Raw genomic sequence first — 26,150 nt, forward strand, 5'->3', positions numbered from 1 at the left:
CCTATCCGATGGGACCCGCAGCGATGACACTGCGCAAAGTCATGTCGAGCTGTTCATAGGCTCCGGCGGCCAGACGTTCGAGGAGAGCAAGTTTGAGTTCCGGTGCGTGCGCGGTCAGGGCGCCGTACTTCTCCGACGTCAGGACGGCAACCACGACGGTGGTGTCAGCGCGAATGTCGTTGAGGAACCGGGTGTCCAGGAACATCGTCATCTCGCCGAACGTCATGCCCGCGGACAATGTGGTGATGCGGTGCTCGATGTTCTGGCTGTCGGTGAACATGGTGCTGACCTGGCCTTGCAGAATCAGATAGAACCCTGACGCCGGATCGCCGCGCCGGGCGATCATGTCGCCGCGGGCATAGGTCCGCCGTTCCAGCTGAGATACAAAGGCCGACAACTGATTCGAAGACAATGCGTCGAGCACGGGGTGGTCCTCGATCGTGACCGTCGACGGTTGACGTTGCTGCGGGCAATGCGCCGCGAGCAAAGTATCCTCGCACCACTGCAAGGCAGAGTCGAGGTCGGCGAACACGCGGCCACCGCGCTGGTCGGGGTCGATGCTCGAAGTCCGCTGTCCGAGAAGTCCTTTCGGATCCACGAGCGCAACCGCGCACCCTTGTTCGCCGAGTTGGGCCCGCAGCGCTGTGATCATGCGAATTGCGGCGATGCTGGCGTCGTCGACCCGCCGGACGTCGATCACGACAACTTCGAGTCCCTCATCTGTGGAATGAACTCCAGGTCCTCCGTCCAGCGAACCGATTTCACGCACTGCGGACTCCGCGCCGGCGAACAGGAGGTCGCCGTGCAGTTCGTACACTCTGCTCTGCTTGCCGACATCGTCGAGAACGGCCTGCTCGGTGGGTGTCCGGCGCATCCGTGACGGTGCATCGGTGACGTTGTAACGGGCGCGGATCGAGGACCTCGACGCGCGAGTCACATGCAGGAAGTGAAGTTCCAATTCCTTCGACAGTGCCCTCGTGGCGGCGACACCGCGAACACTGTTTCCGTGTACGTCGAGTCTGGGGGAGTAGACGGCGATGCCGATCTGCCCGGGCAGTACGGCAAGCACTCCGCCGCCGACGCCACTCTTGGCCGGCAAACCCACTTCGACCAGCCATTTTCCGGCGCCGTCGTACATGCCGCACGTGGCCATGACGCTGAGGACCTGCTCGACTCCGATCGCCGTGAGGGCGCGCTCGTGTGTCACGGGGTTGACGCCGTTGTTGGCCATCGTCGCGGCCATCAAGCCGAGGTCGCGGCACGTCACGTCAATGGAGCATTGCCGAAAGTAGAGGTCGACGGCGTCGTCTGGGTTGCCGGAGATCACGTCGAACGAGCGAAGCATGTGGCCGATAGCGCGATTGCGGTGTCCGGTACGTGATTCGGATGTGTAGACCGACTCGTTGAAGGACAGTTCGCGTCCGGCATACCGTGAATATGCGCTGCGAATGCGTTCGAAGCGTGCGGCGGGATCTGCGCCCTCGACCATCGATGCGGCGGTGATGGCGCCCGCGTTGATCATCGGGTTCCGGGGGCGCTCGGTCAACGGATCCAGGCTGATTTCGTTGAACGGCTCACCCGACGGTTCGACGTCGATCTTGTCGGCGACAGCGTCCGGGCCGTGATCGGCGAGGGCCAAGGCGTAGGTGAACGGCTTGGAGATCGACTGGATTGTGAAGGGGAGTCCGGTATCTCCGATCTCGTACACGTAACCGTCGACGGTCGCGACGGCGATACCGAAAGAGTCGGGGGCGACGGAAGCAAGTTCGGGAATGTAATCGGCCAACGTGCCGGCGTCGAGTGCGCGGACGTCGTTGAATATTCGGGCTATCAGATCGTTGACCACGTTTCCCATGGGTCGACTCTAGGCGGGTTCGACACTGATTTCGGGGATCAAAAGTATGTGCGTGAAACATCTGCAATCCGAATTGTCTGTGATTGCGCTCACGATAGACGGCCACAGTCGCCCTGTAACTCGAAGTCACATGTGAATCACGCGGAGTCCGCGTGTCGGTTCGACGCAACGCTCCGTAGACTGACAGCACTGTCGCACAGACAGTCGCGGCGCGCACCGGTGCAGCTGTGAAGCGCGGAGGGAGCGATCTCGTTGGGTGTTCTTGCCCGCATTCAGGGTCCTGACGATCTACGTCAGTTGAGTCACGCCGAGGTATCGGAGTTGGCCGACGAGATTCGTGATTTCCTGGTGCAAAAGGTTGCGGCCACCGGTGGTCACCTCGGCCCCAACCTCGGAGTCGTCGAACTGACGATCGCGCTGCATCGTATTTTCGATTCGCCGCAGGACCCGATCATCTTCGACACCGGGCATCAGGCGTATGTCCACAAGATCCTCACCGGTCGCAAAGATCAGTTCGACACCTTGCGCAAGCAGGGCGGACTGTCGGGTTACCCGTGCCGGGCCGAGAGTGAACACGACTGGGTCGAGTCCTCGCACGCGTCGGCCGCATTGTCATACGCCGACGGACTGGCCAAGGCCTTTGCGCTGACCGGCCAGAACCGCCACGTCGTTGCCGTCGTCGGCGACGGCGCGCTCACCGGCGGAATGTGTTGGGAAGCCCTCAACAACATTGCGGCCGGTAAAGACCGTTCCGTGGTGATCGTCGTCAACGACAACGGTCGCTCGTACGCGCCCACCATCGGTGGCCTCGCCGATCATCTCTCCGCGCTTCGCACGGCTCCCAGCTACGAGCGCGTTCTCGACAACGGCCGCCGGATGGTCAAGAAGCTTCCGTGGGTCGGGCGCACCGCGTACTCCGTACTACACGGCATGAAGGCCGGTCTCAAGGACGCTGTCAGCCCGCAGGTCATGTTTACCGACCTCGGAATCAAATACCTCGGCCCTGTCGACGGACACGACGAGGTCGCGATGGAATCCGCCCTGCGCCGCGCCAAGGCATACAGCGGTCCGGTGATCGTGCACGCGGTTACCCGTAAGGGCAACGGCTACGCGCACGCCGAGAACGACGTCGCAGATCAGATGCATGCCACCGGTGTCATCGACCCCGTCACCGGTCGCTCCGACAAGACCCCGGTGCTCGACTGGACGTCGGTCTTCTCTGACGAGTTGATCGCCCAAGCGTCGCGCCGCGAAGACATCGTGGCGATCACCGCGGCAATGGCCGGCCCGACCGGACTGGCTGCGTTTGCCGACAAGTTCCCGGATCGCATGTTCGACGTGGGCATCGCCGAGCAGCATGCGATGACCTCTGCCGCCGGCCTTGCGCTGGGCGGATTGCACCCCGTCGTCGCGATCTATGCAACGTTCCTCAACCGCGCCTTCGATCAATTGCTGATGGATGTCGCGCTGCTCAAACAACCCGTCACGGTGGTTCTGGATCGCGCCGGTGTCACGGGCGTCGACGGTGCCAGCCACAACGGAGTGTGGGATCTGTCGCTGCTCGGAATTATCCCCGGTATTCGCGTCGCCGCACCGCGTGACGCGGATACTCTCCGTGAGGAACTCGACGAGGCACTACTTGTCGATGACGGCCCGACCGTCGTACGGTTCCCGAAGGGCGCTGTCCCCGAGGCGATTCCGGCGGTCAAGCGTCTCGACGGGATGGTTGACGTGCTGCGTGCCAGCGAGGGTGAGCGCGGCGACGTTCTTCTTGTCGCGGTGGGTCCGTTTGCAGCATTGGGACTCGAGATTGCCGAAGGCCTCGACAAGCAGGGCATTTCGGTCGCTGTCGTGGATCCGCGCTGGGTGTTGCCGGTGTCGGATGCGTTGGTGAAGTTGGCCGACAAGTACGCGCTTGTTGTCACTCTCGAAGATGGTGGAGTGCACGGCGGAATCGGCTCGACGGTGTCTGCGGCCTTGCGAGCTGCGGGAGTTCACACGTCGTGCCGCGACATGGGTGTGCCGCAGCAGTTCCTCGATCATGCGTCGCGTGAGGCCATACACAAGGAACTGGGTCTGACGGCGCAGGATCTCTCACGCAAGATCACCGGTTGGGTTGCGGGCATGGGCGGTTCGGTTGTACAGGTTCAGGCCGACGCACCCACGCAGGGCGAAGTCGCACAGAGCTGATTGTGGTCGGGGTGCGCCCGGGAGTACCCGGACGCACCCCGATTTCTACTGCACCGATTCGAGGGTGCTGCCCCGCGTTTCCTTCACGAATTTCAGCACCACGAACAGCGACAGCAATGCCATGACGGCATAGCCGCCGTACGTGATGGACAGGTTCCAGTCGGCCAGCGACGGGAAGGTCCACGAGACGAAGAAGTTGGCGACCCAGTTGGCAGCGGTGGCGATTCCGACTGCTGCGGCGCGGACCCGATTGGGGAACATCTCGGAGATGAGGACCCAGACCACCGGTCCCCACGAGAGAGCGAAGAAGAAGACAAACGCGTTGGCGCCGATCAGTGCGATCGTCGCGTTGGCGCCGCTGAGGGTGGCGACGGATTCACCGAGCTCATTCTTGGTCACTGTTGCCGAATGGAAACAGATTGCTGCGGTCCCCAGTGAGATCGCCATGCCGGCAGAACCGACCAGCAACAACGGTTTACGTCCGACGCGGTCGATGACGGCGATGGCGACGAAGGTGCCGACTATGTTGACGAGCGCACTGACGACGCTGATCAGGAGTGAGCGATCGGGGCCGAAGCCGACGGCCTGCCAGAGGGTGCTGGAGTAGTAGAAGATCACGTTGATGCCGACCAGTTGTTGCAGCGCTGCCAACGCGATACCGACCCAGACTAGCTTGGATACTCCGAGTGGCTTCGAAAAGAGCTCACGCACAGTAGTTTTCGCTTGTTTGAGCTTGAGGGAATCGCGAATTTCGTCCATTCGCGCGGTGACGGCGTCGTGATCGCCGCCTTCGAGGTCGGAGATGATCTTCCGGGCGCGGTCGTCGCTACCCTGCGCGACGAGGTAGCGGGGAGATTCGGGGATCGTCGTGGTCATGACGAGATAGAGCAAGGCTGGGACGGCCTCGAGCATCAGCATCCACTGCCACGCTTCGAGGCCCGCAATTTGATTGCGAGCGCCACCCGCCGCTGCTTGGAGTGCGTAGTTCACCAACTGGGACACGGCAATTCCCAGCACAATTGCCAATTGGTACATGGACCCGAGGCGTCCGCGGATCGCTGCGGGTGAGATTTCGGCGATGTAGGCGGGCGCAATCACCGATGCAAAACCGACAGCGACGCCGCCGACAATGCGCCAGAAGGTGAGGTCGTAGACGCTGAACGGTATTGCTGATCCGACAGCGCCGACAACAAACAGGACGGCGGCGATCTGCATGACGCGGATCCGGCCGAGGCGATCAGCGAGTGACCCTGCCATCCAGGCGCCCATGGCAGCACCGAGAAGTGTCAGCGAGACGGTGAGGCCGGTCGCACCGGCACCGATGTCGTATTTGTCGCGGATCGCTCCGACAGCCCCGTTGATAACGGCTGTGTCGTAACCGAAGAGAAAACCGCCGAGCGCAGCAGCGCCGGCAAAGAGAACTGCATGTCCGACGTCGGCGCGTGTTACCCCGGTTCCGCCGCTGTCTGCCGTACCGCTGAATGCCATGCCTGCCCCCTTCGGGCCATGTGGGCGACGCTCTGACGCGTCGATCCTTCAGTGAGCGTCGATCTTTCAGTGAACACTGTGGACGCTACGCGCTGTGCGCCCGATTCGGCGGCTACTCGGATGTCGTTATCGAAGCTGAGTTGTTCACGGGCCGGTCAGGCCGACGCGATTCGTTCGGCCTTGGCAGCAAAATTGTCGAGGTTCTTGGCCATCATCTTTCGGGTCTCGCGCCACCTGGTTCCGACGGCGTAACCCTCGCCGGCGAGCCGTTCGATATGGGTGACGCCGGCGAGGGTGTCGACGGCACCGTCGAGGTCGGTGACAACCTTCCAGACGGCGCCGATCGGTGCGTTGACATGCTTGGTCACTGAGACCGACAGTTCAGGCCTGTGCTGAGCATAGAACCGGGGACCGACAGTCGCAGTGGTCTCTAACCGACGCGGTTCGCAGCGTCCGTCAGTGCGGGGGTGATCTGGCCCAAAACCCACGGGACGCTCAGGACGTTGACATTGCTCAGGCCGCCGATCACCTTGGTGTCGCTGAGAAATACCGTCGATCCACGCTTCACCGAGTCGAGGCCGCCGACGGCGGGAATGCTCGACGGGTCACCGGATCCGTCGGTGAAACCGACGATCACGTCGGCGTCGATGTCGGCGATGTTCTCGTACGAAATGGTTTTGAAGAACGTTCCACCGGCGTTGTCGGCCGCTAACTTTTCGACACCGGGTGCGTTGACGAATCCGAGTTCCGTCAAGACCTGCACGCGGGGGTCAGTGGGCAGGTAGACGTTGATGTTGCTGGCATCGGTGTCGAAATTGACGACGGCAATGGTCTTACCCGCGTATTCGGGGTGCGCAGAAGCAGTTTCGGCGAGGGTCTTACCCAAACCGTCGACCAGTGTGTCGGCCTCGGCGCTCTTGCCGACGGCCTTTCCGACTATGCGGGTCTGATCCTGCCAGGACGTCTGCCATGCGGCGCCCGGGTAGGCGGCAGTGGGTGCGATCTTGCTCAGTTGGTCGTAGACCGACTTCTCGAATCCCTCGTACGGCGCGAGGATGACATCCGGGGCCAGGGAAGCGACGATTTCGACGGGCGGTTCACCGCTGGCCGGCATGTCGAACAGTGTGGTCTTGTCGGCCTGGAAGAACGGCTGGGCCCAGGGCATGACGCCGTTGTCGTCGGCGCCGTAGGTGTATTTGGGCTGCCCGACGGGGGTGAGTCCGAGCGCGTACACGATGTCCTGGGCGTTCCAGCCGAGCGTCACCAATCGCTCGGGCTGTGACTCGATGATGGTGGTACCGAAGACGTTTACGATACTGACGGGGAATCCGTCTGTACTTGTCGACGCTGTCGAGGATTCCGAATCGGAGGAGCAGGACACGAGCGCTGCGGCGGTGATGGCAGCCAGTCCCAGTGCGGCCAATCCACGAAGTGAAGATTTCATGCAGGGAAGCCTAACCTATATCAAATGTTCCGATGATCCGGACTCCGATCGCAACGACAAACACCGATAGCCCCTCGCCCCGGGATCGGGACGGGTGGCCATCGGTTTGATCTGTGGTGGTGTTCGGGTATCGAGTTCGATTCTCGTTACGGTGACGGGTTGACGTTGTGGGCGCTCTACGAACATCCGGGTGATCCAGTGGTTTCTCCGAGTAGCACACCGCTCGGCAATGAGGCTGTTGATGCTCGTGATCCTGCCCTTGTCGAGGCGATGCGTCTGCTCGATCTCGTGTGGTTGATCGATGAAGCAATTCGTAGATTGGGAGAAGTTGCGAGGTATTTTCTGAGAGAGATGGATCCGACCGCGCCAATTATTTGAAGGGGATGATGTCAACTTTGCTGCTGAACTGGCTTTCATTCTCGGCGCGGGCGGTTACCGACGCACTCGCCGCAGCCTGAACCCGGTTTCTCACCAACAGAATTCATCCCAGACTGACCGAATGCTGCTGATCCCCAGTCGCGTTCCGCTAAGTTGACAGAGTCGTTCGGTGGGATTGTTGAAGATGGCGGTCGGCACCGGCGCCGGTTGTTGCGATCGAGAGTAGTTCGGCCACAGTCGTTTCGTTTCCGGATTCTGCCGCTACGGTCAGGGTTCGATGTGCGGCATCGGGATCGCAGTGCGGTGGAACGACAAGGATCACGGGCCGTTTTCCGTCGAGTCCGCTGACGTACACGGTGCTGTGTGGTTGAAACCTGTAGCCGTCCAACCGGACTGAGCGGCCGGCGAAAGGTAGGCGGGTGGGTCGCGAGTCCCATCCGTTCAGGTCGTAGGCCACGCGATCGATCGGTCCCACCCGCGTGATGAGTACGGCGAGTAGTTCGGGTAGCTCTGCTTCGAGATCTGTGGAGTACGGCCACCATGCACCGTCGACGCTACCGATTGGCACGGTTGTGGTGCTTTGAGGTTCGGGCTTGAGTCTGAGCCGGGGGATCTGCGCTTGGTTGATGCCGCGATCAGAGGGTATGTCGGTGGTGTTGTGCGTCATGACGACGCTCCTGTCTCGACCTTTGTTGCGGCCGAAGTTTTTTCAGTTCGGGGACGACGTGAAGTCGAGTATCACGTGCGAGATGTCGCCGATATGTCCGACGATACGCCACGAGCCTGCCGAAGATCGTTGACGACCAGCGTGTTCGATACGTTCGTCATCCCTCGAACGGGATGTGGTGGAAAGCGGCGGACCTCATAAAGTTGAACACGACCGGGACAGCTACAAGTTTGTACTTCTCAACTCCTGACGGGAGCCATCCGGCGACAGCGGTGACGGCCGCTTGAACGCCGATTCCCATCGTGTAGGACTTTCGTCGTACATCCGGTGGTTACGGCCCACAGCTTGTTCGGGCCGGCAGTGACGAGCGGCGAATGGCAGAAGAAACGTAGATCGATCAACGGTTTTTGCGATCCGAAAACTGGAAGTCAACCTCGCTGCGAGAAAGCCGATTCCGACTAGGAGAGACATGAGGGTGCTGTTTCATTGTGATCGTGAACTCGAATCTTCCACTGGTAGTGGCTGTTCCGGTCAGGGTCCCGGCCGGGCGGCGGCGCCGACCGCTGCGGAGGTTCGGGACCGCGGCAGCGATGAGTGTGGTCGTTGCTGCCGTCCAAGCATCGGAGACCACCCTGATACGACGACGCACCCGGCCTGCCGAAGCAGACCGGGTGCGAAGTTCCTGCCGGTAAAACAGCTATATCTAGACGCTGGCAACACCAGGAGCCAGGAAACGCTTGCCGTTGACGGCCTCTGAGGTGCCGGTGCGGTCCAGGTACGGTGTGATGCCACCGTTCCAGAAGCCGAAGCCGCCGCCGAGAAGCAGGCAGAGGTCGATGTCCTCGGCTGCCGCAACTACACCTTCGTCGAGCATGATCGAGATTTCCTCGGCCATGGCGCGACGCGTGCGATCGAGCACCTCTTCCGAGGTGGAGACCTTGTCACCCTGGGGCCACAGTGCTGCAACCTCGGGGTCGACGATCTGGCCGTTCTCGCCCCAGGTCCAGACGCCGGGCTTGCGGGCCTCGACCAGAGCTTCGAGGCCGGGACTGGACGTGAACCGCTCCGGGTACGACGCCTGCAGGGTCTCACCGGTGTGCAGTGCCACTGCGGGTCCGACGAGAGCGAGGAGCATGAACGGCGACATCGGCATGCCCAGTTCGGCGATGGCGTTGTCGGCGACGTCGAAGGGGGTGCCTTCGTCGACGGCGGACATGACCTCACCGAGGGTGCGGGTGACGAGGCGGTTGAAGACGAAGCCGGCCTTGTCACCGCAGAGGACAGCAGACTTCTTCAAGACCTTTGCGGTCGCGAAAGCTGTTGCGAGCGTAGCGTCGTCAGTCTTCTCGCCCTTGATGATCTCGAGGAGAGGAAGAACTGCGACGGGGTTGAAGAAGTGGAAGCCCACAACACGCTCGGGATGAGCGAGACCTTCAGCCATCTCCGTGATGGACAGTGACGACGTGTTGGTCGCGAGGATCGTCTCGGGAGCGATGAACTGCTCTAGTTCCGCGAAGACCTTCTTCTTGACGTCCATGTTCTCGAAGACGGCCTCGATGACGAAGTCGGTCTTCGCGAAGGCGGCCTTGTCGAGCGAGCCGGACACGAGTGCCTTGAGGCGGTTCGCGGCGTCGGGGGACAGACGCCCCTTGCCCTGGAGCTTGTCGATTTCGGTGTGGACGTATCCGACACCCTTGTCGATACGCTCCTGATCGATGTCGGTCAAGATGACCGGCACCTTGAGCTGGCGGACGAACAGCAGTGCGAGCTGGCTGGCCATCAGGCCGGCACCGACGATGCCGACGCCGTTGACCTTGCGGGCCAGCGAACGATCCGGAGCTCCGGCGGGACGCTTGGCGCGCTTGTTCACCAGGTCGAAGGCGTACAGGCCGGCACGAAGTTCGTCGGTCAGAAGGAGTTCGGCAAGAGCCTCGTCCTCGGCCGCGAAGCCCTTGTCCAGCGAAGCCGGATCGGTGATGTCAGTGGTGCGAGCCAGTTCGAGCAGTTCGACGGACTTGACCGCGCCGGGAGCGTTGCCCTTGGTCTTGCCATCGACAATCGCCTTCGCGCGGGCGATGGCGTCGTCCCAGCCCTGACCGCGATCGATCTCGGGGCGAGCGGGGGTGATGGTTCCGGCGAGAACCTGCGACGCCCAGACGAGGGACTGCTCGATGAAGTCAGCGGAATCGAGAACGACGTCGACGACGCCGAGTTCGAGTGCCTTCTTGGGGGAGAGCACCTTGTTCTGGTTCAGCGAGTTCTCGATGACCACGGTGACAGCGTTCGCGGGGCCGACGAGGTTGGGGAGCAATTGTGTTCCGCCCCAACCGGGTACTAGGCCGAGGAAGGCTTCGGGCAGGCCGAGAGCGCCCGCATTTGCCGCAACGGTGCGGTAGTGACTGTGCAAGCCCACTTCGAGGCCGCCGCCCAAAGCCACGCCGTTGATGAAGGCAAAAGTGGGAACGGAGGATTCACGAAGGCGTCGGAAAACCTTGTGGCCCAAGCGTCCCAGTTCGAGGCCCTGCTCTCGCGAGGTGATGGCGGGAACGCCCTTGAGGTCTGCGCCGGCCGCGAAGATGAACGGCTTACCGGTGACAGCGATGGCAACCGGGTTGGCTGCGAACGCTTCGTCGAGAGCCGCGTCGAATGCCGCGAGTCCGCCGGGACCGAAGGACGAAGGCTTGGTGTGGTCGAATCCGTTGTCCAGGGTGATCAACGCGAACGGACCCTCGATGCCGGGGACCGAGATGATCTTGGTGTACGCGTTCGTCACGACCTCGTCGGCGAATGCTGTTGCAATATCAGACATCTCTTAGACTCCTGCCTGGTAATCGGCGTGGTTCGGGTTCTCCCAGATGACGGTGCCACCCATGCCGAGACCGATGCACATGGTGGTCAAGCCGTAGCGCACGTCGGGACGCGTCGCGAACTGGCGCGAGAGCTGCGTCATCAGACGCACACCCGTCGAAGCGAGGGGGTGGCCGCACGCGATGGCGCCGCCCCACTGGTTGACGCGCGGGTCGTCGTCGGCAATTCCGTAGTGCTCGAGGAACGCGAGGACCTGAACGGCGAACGCCTCGTTGATCTCGAAGAGTCCGATGTCCTCGATTTTCAGGCCGGTGCGAGCGAGAAGCTTCTCGGTGGCGGGAACCGGGCCGATGCCCATGACTGCGGGGTCGACGCCCTGGTAGGCGAAGCCGACCATGCGCATACCGACGGGCAGGCCGAGCTCTGCTGCGGTGTCTTCACCGGCGAGCAGGGCTGCGGTGGCGCCGTCGTTGAGTCCTGCGGCGTTACCGGCGGTGATGCGGCCGGCGGGACGGAACGGAGCCTTGAGCTTCGCAAGATCTTCGACGGTGGTTCCGGGGCGCGGCGGCTCGTCCTCGGTTGCGAGGCCCCAGCCGGTGGCGCTGCGGGTGGCGACGGGAACCAGGGTGTCGGCGAGGAAGCCGGCCTTCTTGGCTGCGTCGTACTTGTTCTGGCTGTTCACGGCGTACGCGTCGGTACGTTCCTTGGTGATGCTCGGGAACCGGTCATGCAGGTTCTCGGCGGTGTTACCCATCACGAGGGCGCTCGGGTCCACCAGGCGGTCGGCGAGGAAACGCGGGTTGGGGTCTGCGCCCTCACCCATCGGGTGGTGGCCCATGTGCTCGACGCCACCGGCGACGACGACGTCGTACTGACCGAAGCCGATGCCCGACGCGGTGGTGGTCACGGCAGTCATTGCGCCGGCACACATGCGGTCGATGGCGAATCCGGGGACCGACTCGGGCAGGCCCGCGAGGATCGCGGCGGTGCGGCCGATGGTCAGACCCTGGTCACCGGTTTGTGTGGTGGCTGCAATCGCTACTTCGTCGATCCGCGCCGGGTCCAGCTGGGGGTTACGGCGAAGCAGTTCGCGGATGGCTTTGACGACGAGGTCGTCAGCACGCGTCTCGGCGTACATGCCCTTGGGGCCTGCTTTGCCGAACGGGGTGCGAATGCCGTCGACAAAGACGACGTTGCGTTGGTTGTGTGTGGATGGAGCCACGCGAGTTCCTCCTGATGGAGATGCCCACCACGCCAGAAGCGGGTGAGACTTACGGTTCGGCGATCACGGCCAAGCGTCCGGCCTTGCAACAAGCGTACTACTGCCCGTTACTGGCCGGTAACTTAACGTGCCGAATTGCTCCACCACCGACGCGCGCCTCGCCTCAGGATTCTGCTGCGACCTCTTCCGGTTCGCTCGGAACCACGGAGTTCAGAGCTTCGGCGAGGACGGGAACAGTCAAAGTGCGTTGCCAGTCTCGTGCGCCACCGGAAGTGAGTTTGGTCTCGACCGCGTCCGTGACGACGTTGATGTCGGAACCGGGTTCCAGCTTCCAGTCCCAGCACAAGCGTCGTACCAGGTCCGGTTGCAGCAAGTTTTCGACAGGAACGGAAACTTCGGCACTGACATCCGACAGGGCGGCGCGGGCGGCAGTCAGTCGATCGGCAGCCGCGGGATCCTGACGAGCCCAACGTCCGGCGGCAGGCGGTCCGACGATCGCGGGAGTCTTGGACGGAAGTTCGCTCTCGGGCAGGGCCCGTGCTGATTCCAGGGCGTCCATCCAAATTCGCGAATAGCGTCGCTGGCGCGGACCGCCGAAGACGGGAAGCGAACGCAGTGCGTCCATCGATCGGGGATCCTTGAGTGCGGCGTCGATAATTGCCGAATCCGGAAGCACACGACTCGGGGACACATCGCGCTTACGGGCAAGATTCTCGCGTGCTTGCCAGAGCGCCCGCACCGCAGCCAGTTGTCGGGTGGTCTTGAGAGACGTGATGTGCGACGTACGACGCCAGCGATCCGGCTTCGGCTTCGACGGGCCGGCCAGGCGGATGTACTCGAATTCCTCTTTCGCCCACTCGAGTTTTCCTTGCGAGCGCAGTTCCTCTTCCATGGCGTCGCGCAGTTCGAGCAGTACCTCGACATCAAGAGCCGCATAGTTGAGCCAGGGCGCCGGCAACGGACGGGTGGACCAATCGGCGGCGCCGTGCCCCTTGCGAAGTTCTACGCGCAGGGTGCGTTCGACGATCGCGGCAAGTCCGACTCGTTCGAATCCGGCGAGTCGGCCCGCCAGTTCGGTGTCGAAAAGGACGGCCGGATAGAGGCCCAGTTCCGCGAGTCCGGGAAGGTCCTGATCGGCGGAATGCAGGACCCACTCCAGCGGATTGATCGCCTCTGCCAGAGGTGCCATGTCCGCCGCAATGGGGATCGGATCGATCAGGAACGATCCAGCACCCGCCCGGCGAAGCTGAATCAGGTACGCCCGTGCCGAATAGCGGAAGCCTGATGCCCGCTCGGCATCGACGGCCAACGGTCCGGTTCCTGCTGCCAGCGCCGTTGCGGCGTCGGCGAGTCCCGCAGCGGTGGCGATGACGTCCGGCACACCGTCGCGCGGTACCAGCAAGGGTTCTACATCGGAGGTGGGCTCGGCTGCATCATCGGTGACTTCGGACATGATCAATGACTCTACGTCGCAGACGGCAACGTCGTTGCGTCCCGTTCCCCGTCGAGTCGCTCGCTGCGATCGTCAGCCTCGGTTACCGGGTCCGCGTCGAAAAGTTCGTCGAGCGCCGTGCCGAATCCCTGCGCGAGCTCGTGCAATTGGGGCGCCAGATCCGTGCAACTGACAATTCCCACGTCGAGATTGCCGTCGAGCGACATCACGGTCACGTTGAGTCCGGCGCCGTGAAAGATGGGACCCAGCGGGAACATTCCCTTGATCTGTGCGCCCAGGAAGTACAGCGGAACCGGGGGTCCGGGAACATTGGAGACCACCAGGTTCGACACGACAGGGTGACGCTCGGCGAGCTTGAGTGACGAGTAGACGCGCATCGCAGCGCCGAAGACTGCGGGTGACGCGAACTGTGACCAGTCCTGAAGCATGTTCGCGCCCAACGCCTCATTGTGATTCTTCGAGGTCACGTTGTATTCACTGATGGCGAGGAGACGTTCGACAGGGTCGGCAACCTGGGTGCTCAGCTGTGTGAACATGCCCGAGATCTGGTTGGTGCCGGTCCGGTCCGACTTGCCGTGAACGGACACCGGAACCATCGCGACCAGCGGATCGGTCGGAAGTTCATCGCGCCTTTGGAGATAGCTCCGCAACGCTCCGGCGCAGAGTGCCAGCACTACATCGTTGACCTTGACGCCGTAACGGTCCTTGATCGCCTTCACCTTGGCAAGCTCGAGTTGGGCGAAAGCCACGTTGCGGTGTCCGGTGATCGCTCCGTTGAACGACGTGCGCGGAGCAGTGAACGGCGCAGGCATGGCCTCGCCTTTGCGGGCACGCGTCACCCATTTGGGGAGCATGGCTATGCCGCCGGGAACGAGTCTGGCGATGCGAGCAGGCCGAGCGATCACGGCGAGCAAGCCTCCGACGGCGATATCGAGTGTGCTCGCATCGCCGGCACTCTTGGCCGTCGTGTCCACCAACGACTGGGAATCCGGTTCCAAGCTGCATAGTTGCGCCAGCAGGTTTGCGCCGGTGATGCCGTCAGCGGCACTGTGATGAATCTTCGACATGACAGCAACACGGCCGTCGGCGAGGCCTTCGATGACCCACATTTCCCACAGCGGCCGAGAGCGATCCAGCGGCTGGCTGGCAATGTGTCCGGCAAGTTCCGCCAATTCGTCATGGCCGCCGGGAGCAGGAACCGACGTGCGATGGCAATGGCGTTCGATGTCGAAATCGTGATCGTCGACCCACACCGGGTAATCGAGGTTGAGCCGCGAATCTTTCAGCTTGCGCCGGAATGTCGGCATCCCTGCCATTCGGGAGTCCAACTCACCCAGGAGGCTCCGATAGTCGTATCCGCCGGGAATTGTCGACGGGTCCAGTACGACTAGGCCACAGACATGGAGGAGTTGTGTCGAAGTTTCCAAGTAGAGGAAGGTTGCGTCGAGTCCGCTGAGACGTTGCATCTCCCCACTTTAGAACGGGTTCTAGTCGAGATTCGGGAGAATGCCCAAACGCGGAGTGCGGTCTCAGTCATTCTTCCGCGACAGTGTGGTTATCCCCGTGGGAGGCAAGCCCGCGGCGTACGCCAGTACTTCGCAGAACGCTTCCACATGGTGTGACAATTCTGTCGACGTTGCAGTCCACGAGGCTCGAAGCTCCAGTTGATGCGCTCGCGGCGGTCCCGCGATATCGCCGTAGCGGACCGACGTAGTTGCCGTCACTGTCCCGCCAAGCGCCACATAGGGTTCCGATCCTGCTTCGAGGGCGTCCACCAGCCAACTCCACGCAACCTCGGGAAGCAGTGGATCGGAGGCGAGGGACTCGTCGAGATCGGCCTGGATGTAGGCCACCAGACGCATCGTCCCGTTCCACGCTTCATCGCCGTCCGGATCGAACAGCAGAATGAGTCGGCCGAACGCGTCGCCTTCGGACTGCTCCGAAATCGTGTCCGATTCGGGATGAAGTACCTCTGCGCCGACGGCGTGGCTGTACGGGGCGAGTCGCTGCGGCGGACGGATAGGCCCGACTTCGATCTCTGGCCGGACCTGCGCTGAAGCCATTGCGGCAATTGCGGCACGAAACTCGGCCGGGTCGGCGGTCGATCCGGAAGTCGTCACAGGTCAGGACGTTAGTCGCGGAAATCCCTGCCGGGGTGGAGGCGCGCCGACCGAGTGTGATGTGGCTCCCGATGCGGCACAGGAAGACTCAACAGTCGGTATGTGTCGGGGATCACTAAAGATGACGTGGCCGTCCTACTGCGGCGAACATGGCAGCATTGAGGTCGGTCGAAGACACACGTTGGCGGAGAGCGCGAGGATTGATGAGCGGGTTGGACAACTTGAATTCAGGCACCATCGGGTCGGCGGAGTACAGCGCCCGGCGAGTACTTCCGGACGCACCGTTGCTGGCTGCGGCCACCGGTCGGACTCCGAGTCGGCGTCCGGTGTGGTTCATGCGACAGGCCGGCCGTTCGCTTCCGGAGTACCGAAAGATTCGGGCCGGAGTCGGAATGCTGGAATCGTGCTTCGATCCGGCATTGGTTTGTGAGATCACGATGCAACCCGTCCGTCGTCATGACGTCGACGCAGCAATCCTGTTCTCCGACATCGTGGTCCCGCTGAAGGCCGCGGGTATCGATCTCGACATCGTTGCCGGCGTCGGCCCCGTGGTGGCCAATCCCGTGCGCTCGGTCGCCGATGTCGCTGCTTTGCCGCGATTGGTACCGGAAGAGGTCGGCGCGATCTCGCAGGCCGTGCGACTGCTCACCGCAGAGCTGGGTTCGGTGCCGTTGATCGGCTTCGCCGGCGCGCCCTTCACCTTGGCGTCGTATCTCGTCGAGGGTGGTCCCAGCCGGAACCACGAGAAGACCAAGGCGCTCATGCTCTCTGATCCCGCGACATGGCATCAGCTGCTCGGAAAGATCGCGGACGTCACCATCTGCTTCCTGCAGGCGCAGCTTCATGCCGGCGTCGACGCAGTGCAGTTGTTCGACTCCTGGGCCGGTGCACTGTCGTTGGCCGAGTACCGCGAATTTGTGCTGCCGCATTCCGAGCGCGTGTTGGCGGAGGTAGCTGGCGCCGGAGTGCCGCGCATCCACTTCGGTGTGGGGACGGGCGAACTGCTCGGCGCGATGGGTGAAGCCGGGGCCGACGTCGTGGGCGTCGACTGGCGTATTCCGCTCGACGTTGCCGCGACGCGTGTCGGTCCGGGCAAGGCTTTGCAGGGCAACCTTGATCCGGCGGTGTTGTTCGCCGGTCCCGAGGCGATCAACCGTGAGGTCAGGCGCATTGCGACTGAAGGCGATCGCGCGATCGAAGCGGGCGCGATCGGACACATCTTCAACCTCGGACACGGTGTTCTCCCGGACACCGATCCCGCGGCGATCACGGCGGCGGTGGAGCTGGTGCATTCGCTGTGAGCGTGGAGCGATCCCGTGTTGCTGTGAGCGTTTCGGTGGCGGTGATCGGCGGTGGAATCTCCGGTCTGGTTGCCGCCTACCGGCTTCGCTGCAGTCTCGGCCCTGATGCGGACATCTCGATTGTCGAGACTAATCCACGTCTGGGCGGCAAGCTGCGCACAGTCGATCTCGGCAGCGGCCCGGTAGATATCGGTGCCGAGGCGTTCATTGCGCGTCGGCCTGAGGTCCCGGCGCTGTTGGCTGAGCTCGGGCTTTCGGATCAGATCGTGTATCCGGCGGGCTTGAGTCCGCTGATCTGGTCGGAGGGGTCACTGCATCGCCTTCCGGTTGGAACGTTGATGGGAATTCCGGCTGGTGGGGACGCGGTCGCGGAACTTGTTTCTCCGGGGTCGCTGCGTCGGATCGAGGCCGAGCGGTCCGTCCCGTTCCATTGGGAGCGTGGGTCGGATTGCAGTGTTGCCCAACTGGTCTCGGAGAGATTCGGCGATCAAGTGGTGCGTCGCAGCGTGGAGCCATTGCTGGGTGGTGTGTACTCGGGGTTGGCGGAAACCATCGGGGTCCGGGCTGCCTTGCCCACCCTTGCTGCAGCCCTCGACGCGGGTGCCACGAGCCTTTCCGACGCCGTCGCAGCGGCTTTGCCGACGCCCGCTCCCGGGCCGGTTTTCGGGGCTCTGAAGGACGGTTACGGGGTTTTGCTCGACGCGTTGCGTGGTGCATCCGGTGCGCAGGTGATCACTGGAGTGGCGTCCGGTCTGCGCCGAGACGGCACGCGATGGTTCGTCGACCCGATCGGAACTGTTGATGCCGTAATTTTGGCGGTGCCTGCGCCGGCGGCGGCTGCGCTCTTGGCCGACGTAGCGCCCGAGGCAGCGCGAACCGCTGAACAGATCCAACTCGCGTCGTCGGCGGTCGTGGCACTGCGGCTCGCTGGTGACGTCGATCTACCGCAGAACTCCGGGATCCTTGTCGCGACGGATTCGGAACTGACGGCCAAAGCCTTCACGCTGTCCAGTCGCAAGTGGACGCACCTCGCCGAACGCGATGATCACCTGGTGCGGGCGTCGTTCGGCCGGTTCGGCGCAGCCGAGATCGTGGAGAGTTCTGATGCGGCACTGATTGCGCTCGCACGCGAAGATCTGTCGACCGTGACGGGAATCACGGACGAGCCGGCTGCAGCATTTGTTCAGCGGTGGCACGGCGGACTTCCTCAGTACGCCCCAGGTCACACGGCGATGGTCGCCGAAATCGAGCACGGCGTGGCCGAACTCGCGGGCGTGGAAGTGGCCGGGTCCTGGCTCCACGGCGTCGGAGTTCCGGCGTGTGTTGCGGTCGCACAGACGGCGGCTGCACGGATCTGCGAAGGGGTGGCACGATAGAGCCATGGCACGCCTTGATTTCGACAAACTGAACTCTGAAATTCGTTACCTCATGTTCTCCGTGTTCCAGGTGGAACCCGGTGTGCTGGGCGATGATCGGGAAGCTGCGGTCAAGGACGCTCGCTTGTTCTTCGAAGGTCTCGAAGACAAGGGCGTCGAAGTTCGCGGTATCTACGACATCGCCGGGATGCGCGCCGACGCGGACTTCATGATCTGGACCCACGCGGCCAGCATCGAACAGTTGCAGGCTGCGTACTCGGACTTCCGTCGCACCACGACGCTGGGCAAGATCAGCGCTCCGGTGTGGAGTAACTCGGCGGTTCACCGTCCGGCGGAGTTCAACAAGAGCCACGTCCCGGCATTCATCGCGGGCGAGGATCCGGGCGACTACATCTGCGTCTACCCGTTTGTGCGTTCGCTCGAGTGGTACCTGCTTCCCGACGAGGATCGTCGCAAGATGCTCGCCGATCACGGCATGGCTGCGCGTGCGTACAAGGATGTCCGCGCCAACACGGTGCCGGCGTTTGCACTCGGCGACTACGAGTGGATTCTTGCGTTCGAGGCACCGGAACTCATCCGCATCGTCGATCTCATGCGTGACCTGCGTGCCACCGAGGCTCGTCTGCACGTGCGCGAAGAAGTTCCGTTCTTCACGGGACCGCGCGTCGACATCGAGAAGCTGGTCCTCTCGCTTCCCTGAAAGTAGATCTGTGACCACCGCACCGAACCGGCGATTTCAGCACACGTCTCATTGGGGCATGTTCACCGCCGAATCAGTGGCCGGCGAAGTAATCGCTGTGCATCCTCACGAGGGCGATTCCGATCCCTCGCCGATGCTCGGGAACTTCGCCGGTTCGGTGCGCAGTCGGAGCCGAGTGACTGGTCCGGCAGTGCGCCGGGGGTGGCTCGAGAACGGTCCGGGTCCCACCGAACGTCGGGGATCCGACGAGTTCGTCTCGGTGTCGTGGGACGAACTGACCGAACTTCTGTCACGCGAATTGCGCCGCGTGGTTGATACCCACGGAAACAATGCGATCTTCGGTGGATCATACGGTTGGGCCAGCGCCGGTCGATTTCATCATGCGCAGAGCCAAGTTCACCGATTTCTGAATCAACTCGGCGGCTACACCAAGTCGGTCCACAGCTACTCGCTCGGCGCGACGGGCGTCATCATGCCTCACGTAGTCGGCACACACAGCCAGTTGTTCGAGCGCTCCACTTCGTGGGATGTCATCGCGAAACACTCCGACCTGCTGGTCTGCTTCGGCGGAGTTCCGATCAAGAACACCGGCGTCAATGCCGGTGGTAGCAGCGATCATCCGACAAGTGGTGCATTGAATTCGTTCCGCGATCGCGGCGGCACGATCGTCTCGTTCAGTCCGTTGCGCGACGACCTCGACGGCGAATGTGACTGGATCGCACCGATTCCCGGGACTGACGTCGCGATCATGCTGGCGTTGGCCTACGTGCTCGCGTCGGAAGATCTTCACGATCGTGCCTTCTTGGATCGTTTCTGCGTCGGCTACGAACGTTTCGAGGATTACCTGCTCGGACGCTCCGACGGCGTTCCGAAGGATTCGCAGTGGGCGCAGGAAATTTCGGGTGTACCGGCCGCCACGATCGTGAGTCTGGCCCGAAGGATGGCGTCCGGCCGCACATTGGTGTCGGTCACCTGGTCATTGCAACGCATCAAACACGGCGAACAAGCCCCGTGGATGGGTGTCACTCTCGCGGCGATGCTCGGTCAGATCGGGCTTCCCGGTGGCGGTTTCGGGCACGGATACGGTTCGATGAACGAACCGGGTATGGCTCCGGTCCCGTACCCACTGCCCACGTTTCCGCAGGGACGCAACCCTGTCTCCGACTTCATCCCCGTCGCCGCAATCTCCGATTTGTTGCTCTCGCCGGGTGAGGAATTCGACTACGACGGCCGGCGCCTCACCTATCCCGATATCCGACTGGTCTATTGGGCGGGCGGAAATCCTTTCCATCATCATCAGGAACTGCCGCGACTGCGACGCGCATTCGCCAAACCTGACACCATCGTCGTTCACGAGCCGTACTGGACTCCGATGGCCAAGAACGCCGACATCGTGGTGCCATCGACGACGTCTCTGGAGCGAAAAGATCTCAGCTGCACAAGAAATGACGCGGTATTGGTCGCAATGCATCAGGTGGTTCCGCCGTTTGCGGATGCCCGCGACGACTACGAGACCTTCGCGGCGCTCGCCGACGCGCTCGGTTTCGGTGAGGAGTTCACCGAGGGGCGATCATCGCAGCAATGGGTCGAGCATCTCTACAGTCAGTGGAGGCCCGCTGTAGACGCGGACGGCGGAAACACCCCGTCGTTCGAGAATTTCTGGGCTGATGGTCACTATCGGATGCGCACGCAGGACAGTTTGATTTTGTTCGGTGAGTTCCGCGGGGACCCGGACAAGAATCCGCTCGGGACACCCAGCGGGAAGATCGAGATCTTCTCCGAGACCATCGACTCATTCGGCTACGACGACTGCCGCGGGCACCCTCGTTGGTACGAACCCGAAGAGTGGTTGAACGGTTCACGCGCGGAGCAGTTTCCGCTCCATCTCATCGCCAACCAGCCCAAGACGCGCCTCCACGGTCAACTCGATCACGGCGCAGTCAGTCAGGCGTCGAAGATTTCCGGTCGTGAACCGATCCGTCTGCACCCCGATGCGGCTGCCGTGAGGGGTCTTGTCGCACGTGATGTCGTGCGAGTGTTCAACGACCGCGGTGCCTGTCTGGCGGGTGTGGTGATCGATTCGGGAATGCATCCCGACGTCGTTCAGCTTTCCACCGGAGCTTGGTACGACCCTCTCGACCCTGCTGATCCCGACGCGATGTGTGTGCACGGAAATCCGAATGTTCTGACGCCGGATGTCGGTACGTCGGCGCTTTCCCACGGCTGTACCGGTCAGCATGTGCTGGTCCAGATCGAGAAATTCGACGGGGAGCTTCCGCCTATTCGCGCGTTCGATCCACCGGTCCTGGTGCCGCGGTCTCAGGCGGACATGTCGCCGACACCAGGAATGCCGTCGACGAGCATGTAGCGTTGGCGCACCGCGCCCTTCGAGGAGGTGACGGCAGGCTCCAGGAGTTGCAGGTTCGTCGGAACCACCCCGTCAGTGAAGACCTTCTTTCCGCCGCCCAGGAGGATCGGGTATATCCAGAGCGTGAGCCGATCGAAGAGGCGTTCGGCGAACAGAGTTTGAACGAAGTCGAGGCTGCCGATGACGTGAATGTTCGCGTGCCGCTCGCGTAGCGCCCGGACAGCGGCGATAGTATCCCCGTCCAGCAATGTGGAGTCGGCCCATTCGAGGGTCTGCCTATGGCGCGATGCCACGTATTTCGGGACGCTGTTGAATCGCTGCGCGATGTCGCCCGCCGCGTGTGGCCAGTACGCGGCGAAAATATCGTAGGTCCGACGGCCGAGGAGCAGTGCGTCCATTCCCGTCATCCCGGACTCGACCTGCTTGCCGACGACTTCGTCGAGGAGAGGTGCCTGCCACCCGCCGAATGCGAAGCCGCTCTCGGTGTCCTCGTTCGGTCCGCCGGGCGCCTGCGCGACGCCGTCGAGTGTGGTGAACAGGTCGATGTGGATGAGTCCCATGCCAAGCTCCCGCAGGGTTGTGTGTCGCTGGGTCGCCCGTCGTCACGGCGACGAGAACACTTCGAGCCTGTCACAGGATTCCGTTGCGAAGCTACTGTCATCGGCGATTGCGGAACCGACCGGCCACTGCTCGCGTCGAACTTGGTGAGCGCCTGAATTTCAGGCGAGCACATCGAGCGAGGTGGGGGCCATCGTGAATACAGCTGAAATGGATTCGGTGCGGGGGAGATCCGAAGTCCTTCGAGGACAGATCGATTCGATGATGGAGGATTTGCGAACCAGGACTACGCGGCTGGCCACAGCTCAAGAGGCGATCGCGACTTCCACGGCGCAAGCTCGATCTGCGGACGGTTCCGTAGAGATTGTCGTCAATGCTTCGGGAGCGGTTGTCGGCGTCAAATTTTCTGCCGACGCGTTCTCCCGGACGACGCCGAGGAAACTCGCGGCTGCCGTTCTGGCGACCGCCGGACTGGCTGAGGCGGACATGCGCAGGCAGAACGCCGAGATACTGCGGCCGTTTACCACCGCAGCACAGGTGGATCTGCCGGATCTGATTCCCGGAGCGCCGAGTTTGCGTGATGTCTCCCCGGTGGTGGCGGTTGACGACGGAGCGTCATGGAACCGCTCGGTTTTGAGGAGCGCCCGCAATGCCTGAATTCTGGATTGATGTCGAGGCGATGCGTTCGGTTGCGCCGAGATTCGCAGGCATTTCACGGGACCTCGAAAACACGCGGATGAGAATCGAAGAAGTGATGGCTGCCGAGGGTCCGAGTTGGGGCACCGATACCTTCGGGGCCACCTTCGCTTGTGCTTACGTACCGGGTTCCGAATCGGTTCTTGCCGGTGTAGCGATGACGGTCGGTGCATTGCACAATCTCACCGACGCGTTGTTTCGGACAACATCGAACTTCGAGAGCGTCGACGCACAACTGGCCGACAATCTGGTGGGTGGGCTCTGATGGGGATCGAGATTCCGGGATACCTGCAAGCAGTTGCGAGCGTAGCGGTCGGCAGCGACTGGCCCGACGGCGATGAGACATCCTTGTGGCGTCTGGGGGATGCCTGGGCGGAGGTGGCAGAGGCGTTGGGAACTGCTTCTGATGTTGGGGATGTGGCTGCTCGTGGAGCGCTTTCTGCGATCGAAGGCGAGATGCATGATTCACTGGCCACATTCTGGGGCGATTCCGGCGGCGTCGCCGATGTATTCGATCGGTTGATCTCTGCGGCAAGAGAACTGGGAGAATCTTGTGACGCGACTGCAACCGAAATCGAATACACCAAGCTGTCGATCATTGCGGCATTGATTGCCCTCGCCGTTGAGCTTGCGAGTATGGCCGCCGCCGCGATACCGACTGTGGGTCTGAGCACTGTGGGCGCCGCTGCCGCTGAAGTGGCGACCACGCTGACTGTTCGAATGTTGTTGCGACAATTACTGATCCGGGTCGTCGAGGCCGCTGCCGTAGAAGCTGCTTCGGCCGTCTTTTCCGGCCTGGCCATTCAATTGGGGCAGATGACGATGGATCATCGGAAGTCCGTCGACGTCGGGAAGATTGTCACCGAGGGGCGCGACGCATTTGTCAAAGGTGCCGCAAACGGCGTCCTGAAAACCACCTCGGCTACCAGCAATGTTGCGTATCCCGTTACCGGCGCGGCCACGAATCCCTATCAGCGGATCGCCCGTAACGGGATGGATGACGCAGTGAGCGGAGCGTCCGCCGCCGTCGTCACCAAGGAAGTCACGGGTGGTGATACCTCGCTCACGGACATCACGTCCGGTGCATTCGGTGGAGCAACCGGATCGGTGAAAGACGGCTTGATTTCCCGCAACGACGACCTGGCTGCAGCGGGTGTGAGTTCCAACCTTCTGAACTGGAATTTCTGAATGAGAAGGCTGAGCAGGGGTTATGTTGAGGACGTGACCGTCTGCCCGGGTTGTTCCGCCGAATCGAATGGCCGCTGCACTGTGTGTGGCAGTCAAGGCCCGGTGAAGCATCCGTCGAGTGCGCTTTTCAACGGACTCCTGTATTTGGCAATCGGACTTGTTCTTCTGATTCCGCTGGTAGTAGTTTCCTATCCAATTTTCGGTGGAATGATGGGGAATGCAGCCGAGGTTATTTTTGTGATTCTGATCGGCACAACAATCGGGCTGCTCGTACTCATTCGGGGAGCGAAGAAGTCATGAGGTCGGACACTATCGCGGAGTGACGTGAGCCGTGTCTGAGTGCACATTTGTTCGCTACTTCGACGGGATCCCGCACATCGCATCGACTTGTGGACAAAAATCCCGGCTATGTGGGCAGGTAATCGTGCCTGGCTGCGATCGATAATCAACTCGTGATTTGAACACTCGGTGGTGAGCCATTGTTTGCGGATGCGCACAACCCCCACTCAGAAGGCCGGGTCAGCCAGCTGAGTGAAGGTTGTGTGCAATCACAACCGAAACCGTATTACTTCGCGGGATGCAAAACTAGGGAGATGGAGTTGATGCAGTACCGCTGATCTGTCGGGGTGGGGTACCCCTCGCCATCGAAGACGTGGCCGAGGTGGCTGTGGCATTTCTTGCACACAACCTCGACTCGGCGCATACCGAGTGTCACATCTTCCTTGAGGATCACGGCGTCGGAATTTGCCGGATCGAAGAATGACGGCCAACCGCAGTGCGATTCGAACTTCTCGGTGCTGCGGAACAGTTCGGCGCCGCAAGCCCGGCAGGAGTACACACCTTCGGTGGTGGTGTTGGTGTACTCACCGACATTGGGTCGCTCGGTACCCGCTTGACGCAGGACCGCGTACTCGGCCGGTGTCAGTTTCTCGCGCCACTCGCTCTCGGTGAGGGTGACTTCGGGGACGCTGTCTGGAGAACTCATATCTCTACGCTAACCCTTTGCTGCTGGTTCGGCTTTGCGCGCCGGTGAAGGCGCTTCGAGGGGCGGATCGAGTAGATAGGCGGGGTCGATTCCGCGGTCCAGACGGCCTTCCCGTCGTGCAACCAGGTACCGGTAGCCCAAGACGCAGAAGATCACGATCAGGAGCAAACTCCAGCCGAGAGTGCTCTTCATGTACTCGGCTGCTCGGCCGAAGGCGGGCCATCGCAGCGACCACCAGTCGTCGAAGGTCATGCAGCCGTAGACGGCAAGCCAAGCCGGCCAGTTCCGCATCACCGAGTTCTTGAGCATCACCGACATCAAGAGCGGGAACAGCATCATCGAGTAGTACATCTGGCCCAGTGACGGCAGCAGGAACGACGCCGTCATGATCAAGCCGGTTGTGGTGGTGAGGAAGAACAGTTCGTCGTTTCGGTAGTAGCGGTACAGCAGCCACAGCGACACGAGGACCATGACGGCGAATATTGCTCGCAGCGACAGGATCAACCACTCGGGCAGGCCGAAGTAGGCGCCGTTCCCCACGATCGAACTGTTGAAGTAGTCGCGAGATTCCAGCAGGTACGGGATGGTGCGTTCGACAAACGCCATCGGGTCGGCAGAAAGCGGTACTGCGACGACGGTGAGGATGAACGGGATTCCGAGTGCGGTGACAAATACCTTCCACTGCCCACGGACCAACGGCAGCAACAGAAGTGGGGCCAGTGTGGGCTTGATGGCGAGGGTGATGCCGATTGAGGCGCCTGCCCACAGGTCGTTTCGGCGCATCAGGAACAGCAGGAACGCCATTTCGCTGAGCAGTACGATGCCGTTGATATTGGTGAAGATCAGCGTGTTGGTGACGGTCTCCGACGTGAACGCCGCCAGAACGAGGATCGGTGCGGCGATGGAGCTGATCTTCAGATCGAACAGGCGCAGCAGTAGATACAACGCAGCGAGTACGGCAACTGCATTGACGCCGATGAATAACCAGCGTGAGCGTTCGGGATCCAGGATGGAGAGTGGTGCCATCAACAGTGAACCTGATGGCGGGTAGAGGTAATGCGGATCTACCGAATTGAAATCGGCGGTGTACACCGGGCGGCCGTTCCAGAACGCCAGAGCTGCGTTGTAGACCGGCCGGAAGTCATCGGTGATCGCCCCGTTGACGGCCTTGACGACGACGCGATTGATCACGGTCATCACGGCGATCGGCCACAAAACGTAGTTGACGACTTGTTGGGTTGTCCGCCCAGTACGAGGCTCGAGCTGTCTAAGGAACACTTCGGAACGGTACACCGAAGGGCGACTGCAATAGGGGATGCACCCTAATTTGCGAAGTGGGAGCGTCACATCGCG

The 26,150-nt window shown here is 62.1% G+C and carries 22 protein-coding genes; 9 read left to right on the forward strand and 13 right to left on the reverse strand.

What is annotated here, in order from left to right; genetic code table 11:
• Position 1: 1 nt before the first annotated feature.
• Positions 2-1,855, reverse strand: coding sequence for a glutaminase A (gene glsA, locus QM600_RS14565; protein ID WP_283262188.1), 1,854 nt, complete (start codon positions 1,853-1,855; stop codon positions 2-4).
• A gap of 252 nt (positions 1,856-2,107) precedes the next feature.
• Here glsA and dxs point away from each other — a divergent pair, with 252 nt between their 5' ends.
• The gene (gene dxs / locus QM600_RS14570) at positions 2,108-4,045 is read left to right on the forward strand and encodes a 1-deoxy-D-xylulose-5-phosphate synthase (RefSeq protein ID WP_283262189.1); all 1,938 of its coding nucleotides are present in this window, start codon (positions 2,108-2,110) and stop codon (positions 4,043-4,045) included.
• 45 nt (positions 4,046-4,090) lie between these two features.
• On the opposite strand, the gene QM600_RS14575 is transcribed toward dxs, so the two are convergent.
• The 9 genes from QM600_RS14575 to QM600_RS14615 all read right to left on the reverse strand — a co-directional run bounded on the left by QM600_RS14575 (position 4,091) and on the right by QM600_RS14615 (position 15,625).
• The gene (locus QM600_RS14575) at positions 4,091-5,533 is read right to left on the reverse strand and encodes a sugar porter family MFS transporter (protein WP_283262190.1); all 1,443 of its coding nucleotides are present in this window, start codon (positions 5,531-5,533) and stop codon (positions 4,091-4,093) included.
• 155 nt (positions 5,534-5,688) lie between these two features.
• Positions 5,689-5,901 (reverse strand): SRPBCC family protein, encoded by a 213-nt coding sequence (locus QM600_RS14580; protein WP_283262192.1) that lies wholly within the window; start codon positions 5,899-5,901, stop codon positions 5,689-5,691.
• Positions 5,902-5,963: 62 nt separating this feature from the next.
• Positions 5,964-6,977 carry an iron-siderophore ABC transporter substrate-binding protein gene (locus tag QM600_RS14585; protein ID WP_283262194.1) on the reverse strand — a complete coding sequence of 338 codons (1,014 nt, stop codon included), beginning with the start codon at positions 6,975-6,977 and terminating at the stop codon, positions 5,964-5,966.
• A 526-nt stretch (positions 6,978-7,503) separates the two neighbouring features.
• The gene (locus QM600_RS14590) at positions 7,504-8,022 is read right to left on the reverse strand and encodes a DUF5994 family protein (protein WP_283262195.1); all 519 of its coding nucleotides are present in this window, start codon (positions 8,020-8,022) and stop codon (positions 7,504-7,506) included.
• 703 nt (positions 8,023-8,725) lie between these two features.
• Positions 8,726-10,831 (reverse strand): 3-hydroxyacyl-CoA dehydrogenase NAD-binding domain-containing protein, encoded by a 2,106-nt coding sequence (locus QM600_RS14595; protein WP_283262196.1) that lies wholly within the window; start codon positions 10,829-10,831, stop codon positions 8,726-8,728.
• Between the two features lie 3 nt (positions 10,832-10,834).
• Positions 10,835-12,052, reverse strand: a complete 1,218-nt coding sequence (locus tag QM600_RS14600; protein WP_283262197.1) for a thiolase family protein — start codon at positions 12,050-12,052, stop codon at positions 10,835-10,837.
• Positions 12,053-12,215: 163 nt separating this feature from the next.
• Positions 12,216-13,505, reverse strand: a complete 1,290-nt coding sequence (locus QM600_RS14605) for an HRDC domain-containing protein (protein WP_283262198.1) — start codon at positions 13,503-13,505, stop codon at positions 12,216-12,218.
• An 11-nt stretch (positions 13,506-13,516) separates the two neighbouring features.
• Positions 13,517-14,971 (reverse strand): WS/DGAT/MGAT family O-acyltransferase, encoded by a 1,455-nt coding sequence (locus QM600_RS14610; RefSeq protein ID WP_283262200.1) that lies wholly within the window; start codon positions 14,969-14,971, stop codon positions 13,517-13,519.
• Positions 14,972-15,034: 63 nt separating this feature from the next.
• Entirely contained in the window at positions 15,035-15,625 is a 591-nt protein-coding gene (locus tag QM600_RS14615; protein ID WP_094272597.1) for a DUF3000 domain-containing protein, read from the reverse strand.
• 203 nt (positions 15,626-15,828) lie between these two features.
• Here QM600_RS14615 and hemE point away from each other — a divergent pair, with 203 nt between their 5' ends.
• Genes hemE through QM600_RS14635 form a run of 4 tightly spaced genes read left to right on the forward strand, consistent with a single transcriptional unit; the run spans position 15,829 to position 21,370 of the window.
• Positions 15,829-16,926, forward strand: coding sequence for a uroporphyrinogen decarboxylase (gene hemE / locus QM600_RS14620; protein WP_283262201.1), 1,098 nt, complete (start codon positions 15,829-15,831; stop codon positions 16,924-16,926).
• Positions 16,927-16,949: 23 nt separating this feature from the next.
• The gene (locus QM600_RS14625) at positions 16,950-18,302 is read left to right on the forward strand and encodes a protoporphyrinogen oxidase (protein WP_283262202.1); all 1,353 of its coding nucleotides are present in this window, start codon (positions 16,950-16,952) and stop codon (positions 18,300-18,302) included.
• A 4-nt stretch (positions 18,303-18,306) separates the two neighbouring features.
• Positions 18,307-19,002, forward strand: a complete 696-nt coding sequence (hemQ, locus tag QM600_RS14630; protein ID WP_283262203.1) for a hydrogen peroxide-dependent heme synthase — start codon at positions 18,307-18,309, stop codon at positions 19,000-19,002.
• A gap of 10 nt (positions 19,003-19,012) precedes the next feature.
• Positions 19,013-21,370: a molybdopterin-dependent oxidoreductase gene (locus QM600_RS14635; protein ID WP_283262204.1), complete on the forward strand. Its 2,358-nt coding sequence runs from the start codon at positions 19,013-19,015 to the stop codon at positions 21,368-21,370.
• Here QM600_RS14635 and QM600_RS14640 read toward each other — a convergent pair.
• Entirely contained in the window at positions 21,322-21,930 is a 609-nt protein-coding gene (locus QM600_RS14640) for a dihydrofolate reductase family protein (RefSeq protein ID WP_283262205.1), read from the reverse strand. The two genes, QM600_RS14635 and QM600_RS14640, sit on opposite strands and share 49 nt — an antisense overlap.
• Positions 21,931-22,123: 193 nt before the next feature.
• Here QM600_RS14640 and QM600_RS14645 point away from each other — a divergent pair, with 193 nt between their 5' ends.
• From QM600_RS14645 to QM600_RS14660, 4 genes are all read left to right on the forward strand, one after another.
• Positions 22,124-22,585, forward strand: a complete 462-nt coding sequence (locus QM600_RS14645) for a YbaB/EbfC family nucleoid-associated protein (protein WP_283262206.1) — start codon at positions 22,124-22,126, stop codon at positions 22,583-22,585.
• Positions 22,578-22,889, forward strand: coding sequence for a WXG100 family type VII secretion target (locus tag QM600_RS14650; protein ID WP_283262207.1), 312 nt, complete (start codon positions 22,578-22,580; stop codon positions 22,887-22,889). The genes QM600_RS14645 and QM600_RS14650 overlap by 8 nt, the downstream gene beginning before the upstream one ends.
• Complete coding sequence (locus QM600_RS14655; RefSeq protein WP_283262208.1) at positions 22,889-23,812, forward strand: WXG100-like domain-containing protein; 924 nt, start codon at positions 22,889-22,891, stop codon at positions 23,810-23,812. Before QM600_RS14650 ends, QM600_RS14655 begins: the two co-directional genes overlap by 1 nt.
• 102 nt (positions 23,813-23,914) lie before the next feature.
• Positions 23,915-24,112, forward strand: coding sequence for a hypothetical protein (locus QM600_RS14660; protein ID WP_283262210.1), 198 nt, complete (start codon positions 23,915-23,917; stop codon positions 24,110-24,112).
• Between the two features lie 265 nt (positions 24,113-24,377).
• Here QM600_RS14660 and msrB read toward each other — a convergent pair whose 3' ends face one another.
• Positions 24,378-24,797 carry a peptide-methionine (R)-S-oxide reductase MsrB gene (gene msrB, locus QM600_RS14665; protein WP_283262211.1) on the reverse strand — a complete coding sequence of 140 codons (420 nt, stop codon included), beginning with the start codon at positions 24,795-24,797 and terminating at the stop codon, positions 24,378-24,380.
• A 9-nt stretch (positions 24,798-24,806) separates the two neighbouring features.
• Positions 24,807-26,090 (reverse strand): glycosyltransferase family 87 protein, encoded by a 1,284-nt coding sequence (locus QM600_RS14670; RefSeq protein ID WP_283262212.1) that lies wholly within the window; start codon positions 26,088-26,090, stop codon positions 24,807-24,809.
• Between the last annotated feature and the right edge of the window lie 60 nt (positions 26,091-26,150).

It is taken from the genome of Rhodococcus sp. IEGM 1379 (genome assembly GCF_030056815.1).
In the GTDB taxonomy this organism is placed as follows: Bacteria; Actinomycetota; Actinomycetes; order Mycobacteriales; family Mycobacteriaceae; genus Rhodococcus_F.

Excerpts from the sequence above, each read along its gene's own strand:
- glsA (WP_283262188.1), bottom strand. The coding sequence starts at position 1,855 with ATGGGAAACGTGGTCAACGATCTGATAGCCCGAATATTCAACGACGTC.
- QM600_RS14575 (WP_283262190.1), bottom strand. The coding sequence starts at position 5,533 with ATGGCATTCAGCGGTACGGCAGACAGCGGCGGAACCGGGGTAACACGC.
- QM600_RS14585 (WP_283262194.1), bottom strand. The coding sequence starts at position 6,977 with ATGAAATCTTCACTTCGTGGATTGGCCGCACTGGGACTGGCTGCCATC.
- QM600_RS14590 (WP_283262195.1), bottom strand. The coding sequence starts at position 8,022 with ATGACGCACAACACCACCGACATACCCTCTGATCGCGGCATCAACCAA.
- QM600_RS14595 (WP_283262196.1), bottom strand. The coding sequence starts at position 10,831 with ATGTCTGATATTGCAACAGCATTCGCCGACGAGGTCGTGACGAACGCG.
- QM600_RS14605 (WP_283262198.1), bottom strand. The coding sequence starts at position 13,505 with ATGTCCGAAGTCACCGATGATGCAGCCGAGCCCACCTCCGATGTAGAA.
- QM600_RS14610 (WP_283262200.1), bottom strand. The coding sequence starts at position 14,971 with ATGCAACGTCTCAGCGGACTCGACGCAACCTTCCTCTACTTGGAAACT.
- hemE (WP_283262201.1), top strand. The coding sequence starts at position 15,829 with ATGAGCGGGTTGGACAACTTGAATTCAGGCACCATCGGGTCGGCGGAG.
- hemQ (WP_283262203.1), top strand. The coding sequence starts at position 18,307 with ATGGCACGCCTTGATTTCGACAAACTGAACTCTGAAATTCGTTACCTC.
- QM600_RS14640 (WP_283262205.1), bottom strand. The coding sequence starts at position 21,930 with ATGGGACTCATCCACATCGACCTGTTCACCACACTCGACGGCGTCGCG.
- QM600_RS14650 (WP_283262207.1), top strand. The coding sequence starts at position 22,578 with ATGCCTGAATTCTGGATTGATGTCGAGGCGATGCGTTCGGTTGCGCCG.
- QM600_RS14655 (WP_283262208.1), top strand. The coding sequence starts at position 22,889 with ATGGGGATCGAGATTCCGGGATACCTGCAAGCAGTTGCGAGCGTAGCG.
- msrB (WP_283262211.1), bottom strand. The coding sequence starts at position 24,797 with ATGAGTTCTCCAGACAGCGTCCCCGAAGTCACCCTCACCGAGAGCGAG.